Annotated in this window: 8 protein-coding genes; 2 read left to right on the forward strand and 6 right to left on the reverse strand. The window is 69.3% G+C overall.

What is annotated here, in order from left to right:
- Positions 1-3: 3 nt before the first annotated feature.
- A complete protein-coding gene (locus tag KUM32_RS06570) occupies positions 4-462 on the forward strand; it encodes a MarR family winged helix-turn-helix transcriptional regulator (RefSeq protein WP_217140829.1) in 459 nt (152 codons plus the stop codon).
- Between the two features lie 235 nt (positions 463-697).
- Here KUM32_RS06570 and KUM32_RS06575 read toward each other — a convergent pair whose 3' ends face one another.
- Positions 698-982 carry a hypothetical protein gene (locus KUM32_RS06575; protein WP_217140830.1) on the reverse strand — a complete coding sequence of 95 codons (285 nt, stop codon included), beginning with the start codon at positions 980-982 and terminating at the stop codon, positions 698-700.
- A gap of 707 nt (positions 983-1,689) precedes the next feature.
- Here KUM32_RS06575 and KUM32_RS06580 point away from each other — a divergent pair.
- Positions 1,690-2,094, forward strand: a complete 405-nt coding sequence (locus tag KUM32_RS06580) for a hypothetical protein (protein ID WP_217140831.1) — start codon at positions 1,690-1,692, stop codon at positions 2,092-2,094.
- Positions 2,095-2,422: 328 nt separating this feature from the next.
- Here KUM32_RS06580 and KUM32_RS06585 read toward each other — a convergent pair whose 3' ends face one another.
- The 5 genes from KUM32_RS06585 to KUM32_RS06605 form a co-directional block, all read right to left on the reverse strand.
- Positions 2,423-3,019, reverse strand: coding sequence for a hypothetical protein (locus tag KUM32_RS06585; protein ID WP_217140832.1), 597 nt, complete (start codon positions 3,017-3,019; stop codon positions 2,423-2,425).
- A 373-nt stretch (positions 3,020-3,392) separates the two neighbouring features.
- Positions 3,393-4,313, reverse strand: coding sequence for a DUF1963 domain-containing protein (locus KUM32_RS06590; protein ID WP_308408608.1), 921 nt, complete (start codon positions 4,311-4,313; stop codon positions 3,393-3,395).
- A 387-nt stretch (positions 4,314-4,700) separates the two neighbouring features.
- Complete coding sequence (gene rpsN / locus KUM32_RS06595; RefSeq protein ID WP_217140833.1) at positions 4,701-5,006, reverse strand: 30S ribosomal protein S14; 306 nt, start codon at positions 5,004-5,006, stop codon at positions 4,701-4,703.
- Positions 5,006-5,242, reverse strand: a complete 237-nt coding sequence (gene rpmB / locus KUM32_RS06600) for a 50S ribosomal protein L28 (RefSeq protein ID WP_217140834.1) — start codon at positions 5,240-5,242, stop codon at positions 5,006-5,008. The genes rpsN and rpmB overlap by 1 nt, the downstream gene beginning before the upstream one ends.
- 371 nt (positions 5,243-5,613) lie before the next feature.
- The gene (locus KUM32_RS06605; protein ID WP_217140835.1) at positions 5,614-7,119 is read right to left on the reverse strand and encodes a UbiD family decarboxylase; all 1,506 of its coding nucleotides are present in this window, start codon (positions 7,117-7,119) and stop codon (positions 5,614-5,616) included.
- Positions 7,120-7,189: the final 70 nt, after the last annotated feature.

A 7,189-nucleotide genomic window follows, 5' to 3' on the forward strand; every position in this document is an offset into this window, starting at 1 on the left:
GACATGAGTCAAGAAGGTGTCGGCGTCGACCTGGAGACGTCACTGGGCTACCTGCTCAAAGAAGCGTCGAGCGCCCTCCGCGCGGCCATGGAGGAGGTGCTGCGGCCGCTCGGGATGAGCGTGACGCACTACTCCTGCCTCGAGTTGCTGGCGCAACGACCGGGCTTGTCGAACTCCGAGCTCGCGCGGGGCGCGTTCGTGACGCGGCAGACGATGAACGTGCTACTCCAGGCCCTGGAACGAGACGGCTACGTGACCAGGCCTGCGGAGGCACCTGTCGGGAAGGTGCTTCCCACGCGGCTCACGCCTCGCGGCCGACGAAGCCTCGAGAAGGCGAGCGCAGCCGTCCGGTCCGTCGAGACCAGAATGCTGGCCAGCCTGACCGAGACCGAGCAGTCAGACGCGTTCCGGATCCTGCAAAGCGTGATCCATTCCCTGCACGGCGACAACGAAGGTGCATAGCTCGTTCCACGGCGCACGTCTCGTCGCATGCGGACACGAGTGCAGCCGATCCTGAAATCCGTGCCGGCGACCTCGAAGACCGACAGACCCCGCCTACACCCTCTGCTGCGATGAGCCGACTATGAGCCGGGGCCGACTTGGCCCGGAAGCCGGGGGCCACTTCAAGCCGGAATCTCCCCCCAACCGATCTTCGAGTGGGGCCACTTCAGGCCGGAGGTGATCCCGAACAGTCGCATCAGCCGGACCGGATCGGCAGTCTCGCGGGCCTCGTCGAGGAACCGGTCCTGCCGGAGCTGGGTCCTTGCCGTCGGCGTCGTAGGTGTAGTCCACCAATGCCCTGGCCCCGCCAGGCGCCGCCGACCGCCAGCCAGCTGATCTCGTAGAGCGGGGGATGGACCGACATCAGCAGCCCGCCGGCGAGCGCGCTGCCGGGCACGTCGGGCGTAGCGCGTACGCACAGGGCGGTCCCGCGCTTGATGTTGCGTTCCACGGTCTCCCGGAACTGGGGTTCGTCGACCATGGGCCGAACAGATCATCGACCTCGCCCGCGAGGCGCAGCCATGCGGGAAGATCGGCCTGGACGGCGGGAACAGCCTGCATGAGCGCTCTCCTGATAGGACGGGACCGGTGTTTCCCCGCGGATCTTTCGTGATCGTTCAGCCATGGTCCGCTTCTTTACTCGCCGCCGACGAGGGGCATCCGAGGAGAATCCACACCTGCTTCCCGGTGAGCAGGGGCTGGGTCTGTAGTTCATCGGTCAGCGCGGCCAGCAGGAACAGGCCCCGGCCGCAATCGGCGTCGTTCTCCTCACGGTGCGGCCGGAGCGACCGTCATGGGAGTTCCGCCTGCCGCGTCATTCACCTGGGCCGGCGGAAGATATCACACCCCCCAGCAAATCGCTGATCTGGTCAGAGAGAATCCGTACTACGACGGCGGGCCCAGCCAGCTGGTGACCTGCCACGGCGCATGCAAGGCTGCGGACGAACCTTCCGACGCGCTCGGTGGCGTGGAAGTGAGGAACGCGAGCGGTCATCAGGTGGACCTCGATCCACGGACCGGCAAGGTCCGTGGATGGCCTGAGAGCAGCCTGGGCGACCCGAGGTGAACCGGCCCGGAACAGCCCGGCAGTAGCCCGGCGGGGGCGCCCTGAACCGCGTTCCGGGCGCCCCCGCGTGCGCTAACGTGACCACATCCACCGCCGCCAAAGTCCGACCAGGAGGGCATCGCATGTGTCACGTCACCCCCCTCGGCTTGTTCGGCAGCATCTCCGGCCAGTCCCACTTCAGCCGTAACGCGGAGGAGATCAAGGCACTCTCCGGTCAGATGCCCCTCCACGAACGCGCACGTGTAGCGGAATATCTGAGAGCGGCACCCGTGATCATCGCCCTCATGGGACACACTGAGGATGTCGTGGATCAGAAATTCGCGGTCATGGGTGGATCCGCCCTTCACAGTGACGGTACCTATTACTGGCGGCGCGACACAGCCGAGTACGTGGAAACCTACGGCACGCGCCTTCCTTCCGCGTTCATGGAACACGGCGCGAGCACGGATTGGCACGCACCCTCCCTCACAGACGAAGAGATCATGGATATCGACGACTTTTTCATGTCTCTCCGCACACAGGGCTGAGCAGCCGAATTACCCGATCCTGGATCAGAGAGGCAGCGGTCAGAACCACCTCGGCCGAAGATCGCCACTTCCCGCCCCCCACACACACATGACCGGCCGCGCCGGAAGGACCACGCACCTCTCGTACGGACGAGTGGGCAAGGTGCGGTCGCACATCAAGCACCCGAGAGAGTCACAGGCGCACGGACCGTACGAGGCACCGATCGCATCGTGCGCGCCGGCGCGTTCGATCTCCCGGCGAAGCCGCACCGGAGTGCTCCAGTGCGGCTTCGCCGTCTCACACGAGAGCAGGGCCGACTCCAGCGGAAGCGTGAGGACACTACGCGCTTCAGCCCTCCCGCCGATTTCCTGCCGCCGCCTCGTTCTCGGAGTCGGCGAGGAACCCCGCTCTGAGAACCCAGAGTCCGACCGCGTAGTCAGGGTCCTCCAATCCGGTGCCCGGGCAGGGAACTGCCGGGCGGAAGACCCCTACCGCGCAGATCGATCTCACGATGGAGAGGGGGACCGTCATGAGCGACGGCAGCAAGACGACCGACACCGACAACACGCCCGGCAGGTCTCCCGGTTCGAGGACCTGGCCGACGACGTCCGCGGCCGGGTGGAGCTCACGGAGTGGGAACGCATCGACCAGATGCTCGCCGCCGCGCCGACGGGAACTGTCTACGACCCGGACACCGACGACGTCGTCAGGGCCGAACTCGCCGCCGAAGCCGCGGCCGCCGCCGCCCGGGAAGCCGAGTTGCGCGAAGCCGCCCGGATCGCGGCACGCGTCGACGAGCTCCAGGCGCTGCGCGAGCTCGGCACCCTGGAGCAGACCGAGCCCCGCGACGGCGACGAAGCCGCACGCGACGAACTGCCCCGGCAAGCCGGCGGGTACGTCCAGGCCGACGTCGACGCCTGGCTCGCCCGCGCCCTGGCCGCGCACCCCGGGCACTATCGCGACCCGGCCGCCCGCGAAAGCCGCTGCCGGCCTTCTCCCGCCGTCGGTCCTCGCCCACGCCGCGCTGCTCGCCGAACTCGTCCACCTGGTCCCCGGCGCCGACGCCGACGCCGACGCCGGCCAGATGATGTTCGCGGCCCGCCTCGCCACCACCGAGCCCGAAGCCGCCGGTGGCCTCGCTGCGTTCCTCATCCGCGCTCATCCCGCCCGCTGATCACCGAGGGTGAAGGATGACCTGTCGCAGCGGAGGTCGAGTGATTCTCGTCGAAGGTTGAGCGGTCCTCGGGTGCCCGCCCCGGCGCACACCCCACGCCTGATCGCCTACACCCATTCCAGGGACGCCATCCGCCGGGCCCGGTCAGGGATTCCAATAGACGGTGCTGAAGGTCCGGTCGAAGCGACGGGCCTCCAGGTCCGCGCGCTGGATTCCCCACTGCACGTCCGCGCCTTCCCGATGACTGATGTGCGGGTTCCAGTGGGCCAGCAGAACCCAGTCCTCGACGGCGCCCGACACCGGCTCATCGCCGCCCCAACGCCCCCGCTTCGCCTGGCGGACGGCGCAGCTCGCGACTCTTTCCAGCGGGTCCGGGTCGGAGTCCTCCTGGTCCGCGTATCCGCCGATCTGCAGGTGCCCTCTTCTGTCAGAGGCGTCGCACCAGACAGTGACCAGCTCGTCAGCGTGCGGAAACCCGGGAAGTGAGTGATACGGCAGGTCCGGTTCGGTTCTGGCTCTCAACTCGCCCTGCGGGTAGGAATCGACGATCTTCTGGTAGTAGTCATCGCCGGGGTAGCCGTTCCAGGTGTTCTTGTCGCGTTCCTCCACCGGTGTGCCGGCCGGGATGTAGATGGCCTGGCCGCAGTTGCCGTCGCCGTCCGTTTCATCGAGTGAGGCGAAGAGCAGCAGGCGTCCGTCGGGTGGCAGAGGGAGGTCCGTCGCGTCCTTCGGCAGCGCGGCGAAGTCGACGGACGCGAGGTACGGGTGCTCAGGGTCCGGGACCTGGGCGGGCAGCAGCAGCGGCCCGCCGAACCTGCCCGCGACCGGCCCGTCTCCGCCACCGGTGAGAACCGCGCAAGGCCGGACGTGGCCGATCCACCGGTCCACCTCTTCGGCCGGTAGCGGGTCTATGTCCTCCCACGGGTACCCCTCTTCAACTGCCCGCGTACGAAAGGGAAGCAGCATTTCTCGAAGCTCATCATCCGTCACACCGCCGACTGTAGTCCCCGCCACCGACAGCCCCGTGGCCCCGGGACGACGAAGGCCGTTCACCACCGACGACACCTGGAGACAGTCCCCGGCGCCCGCCTTCACCACCGGCCCCGGATCCGTCGCCGCATGAGCGACGGATCCGGGGCGTGCGAGTTTCACAGGGCTGTGCGGGGGCGTCGTGTCGCGGCCCGGGGCCGGTACCGCCGGGGTGCTGTCGGCGCGGCAGTCGCGGTAGCGGTGGCACATCCTGGGGCTGAGCTCTGCCCCCCGGAAACGGAGCCAAGGGGGTCTCCTCGCCCTGCGGCCCGGCCCGCGTCGGGGTCCGGGTCGATGGTGGGCCCGGAGTCCCCGCGGGGCGCCGCGACCGGAGACACAGAGGGCGGGGTGCGCCGGACGGGGTCCTGGCCGTGACTCCGCCGAGTCACGGCCAGGACCCCGTCTACCGTAAGAACGCCGGAGCTACCAGGACGACTTGGTGATCCCGGGAAGAAAGCCGGCATGGGCCTGCTCACGCATACGGACTCGTGACAGGCCGAACTTCCGCAGGTGACCTCGGGGCCGCCCGTCACCGCTGTCCCGGTTGCGCACCCGGGTCGCACTGGCGTTACGCGGCTGCCGCCGGAGCTCTTCCACCGCCGCCCGGCGCTCGGCGTCGGTGGAGGACGGCCGACGGATGATCTCCTTCAGCTCCGCCCGGCGGGCCGCGTACCGCTCGACGATCACCTTCCGCTTCTCGTTCTGCGCGATCTTGCTCTTCTTGGCCATCAGACCTTCACCCCCCGGGCGCGGATGCGGGCCACGGCGGCCTCGATGCCGATGCTGTCGACGGTCTTGATCCCCTTCGCGCTGAGCGTCAGCCGGACGAACCGGCCCTCACTCGGCAGCCAGTAGCGCTTGCGCTGGATGTTGGGGTCGAAACGGCGCGACGTGCGCCGGTGCGAGTGCGAGATGGTGTTGCCGAAGCCCGGCTGAGCACCGGTCAGTTGGCAGTGGGCGGACAAGGTCTTACCTGCCTTTCGTCGGCCACCAGTCATTGGTGATGAAAACCATTCCCATATGGTACCCGCACAACAGGAGGCCACCACGCATACGTGGGCCCGGACAGCCGCCGACCTGCCCAAGCCGCCCAGGCGGAGACCCGGGCGCGGGGCGCCGACGGCACGCGCTACGCGGCACAGCTCTGCCGCGCGGCGGCACGGGCGGCGGAGATCGAAACGGGCCGGAGAGCTGACCCTGGCCGATTGGTCCGCTTCGGATCGTGGCCTCCGGCACCTGCGAAGAGGCCACGATCCGACGGCGGACCCTGTGCCGCCCGCCGGGCACGGCGGCGGTGCATCACCGCCCGGTGGTACCGGGCGCCCAGCGGACCCGTTCAGCGGGGCCCGGGGGCGGAGAACCCGTAGGCGGTCCAGTTCTCGAGGACGCGCTTCCGCATGTCCTCGGGGTACGAGTGGCGGAAGCCCGCGACCGTACCCCGGGCGCCGCCTTCGAGCTGTTCGGGCTGCAGGCAGCTCATGACGGACTTGCCGCCGCGCCCCGTGCGTGTCTCGTCGGCGGTGAGGTAGGGGACCATGGGGATGCCGGGCGTGTCCGGGTAGAGGTATGCGCCGGTGCCGGGGTGGTAGCGGGTGGCCATGGCCCACACCACCTGGTCGATGTCGGTGATGTCGATGTCGTCGGCGACCAGGATGACCTTCGGCACCAGCCATCCGGTGTGCGAGCCGAAGAGGACGTCGGCGACGGCGTCGCACAGCTGCCGTTCGCTCATGCCCGTCCCGGCCAGGCGGCGGGTGTCGACGGACACGACGATCCAGCAGGTCGCGGCCTCGTAGGAGCACCAGGCCATCTCGACGGGAAGGCCGCTGGAGCGCAGCTGGTCCAGGCTGGTGGCGGAGATCATGGTGCCCCAGACGGTGTGGTTCTCCTCGGGGGGCAGGCCCGCGACACAGATCGGCAGGATCGGGTCGTCGCGGTAGGTGACGGCCTCGACATGGAAGACGGGCTGGAGCTTGCTCTCGGCGAACTGGTAGCCGTGGTACTCGCCCATCGGCCCCTCGGGGGCGGTCTCGTCGGGGCTGATGTAGCCCTCCAGTACGATCTCGGCGTTGGCCGGCACGTACAGGCCGTTGGTCTCGGTGCGGACCACCTCGACGGGGCTGCCGGTGAGAGCGCCGACGTAGCCGTCCTCGTTCACCTCGGCGGGCAGCGGCATGCCGGCCGCGGCCAGGGCGGCGGGCGGGGCCCCGAACACCATGGCCCAGGGCGTGCGCTCGCCCTTCTCGCGCCACATCCGGTGGATCATGCCGAGGTGCTGCTGGGGCATGCACGGGCCGACCAGCGTGGTGCGGTCGCGGAGCATGGTGCGGCTGACCGACCAGCTCGTCCAGCGTTCGTCGGGGGTGCGCACCACGTGGAAGCCGTAGGTCCCGAAGTACCGCCCGCCGTCCTGCTCGTGCAACAGCGGGACGGGGAACCGTTCCAGGTCGACGTCGTCGCCGGTGAGGATGTTCTCCTTGCAGGGTCCGGTCTCCACCACCCGGGGGGCCACCGGGTCCGCGTGCATGGCGGTGATCAGCTTTTCCAGGAGGTCACGCGGCGTGGTGTCGCGCGGCAGGCCGAAATGTGCCGCGAGCCGGCCGTAGGTGCCCCCCTGCACCCTGCTCAGGCCGGCGGGCGCGCCGAGGATCCGGAACCCCGGCTCACTGCCGGTCAGGTTGCTGAAGAGGGGGGCGGGGCTCTTCGTCTCGTAGACGCGCCGCGTGACGGCCGCGGCCTCCAGCGTGGGGCTGACCGGTGTGCGGACGTCCACCGCATCACCCGCCGCGAGCAGCTCCTCTACGAAGTCACGGAAGTTGAGTGCGCTGCCGTGCTGGGTCATGGCTGAGCCTTTCTTGGGCGGGGGCGAGACGTACCGGTGCGGTCGGGGCCTGTGGGGCCAGGGGGGGCTG

Source organism: Streptomyces sp. AC627_RSS907, assembly GCF_019049165.1.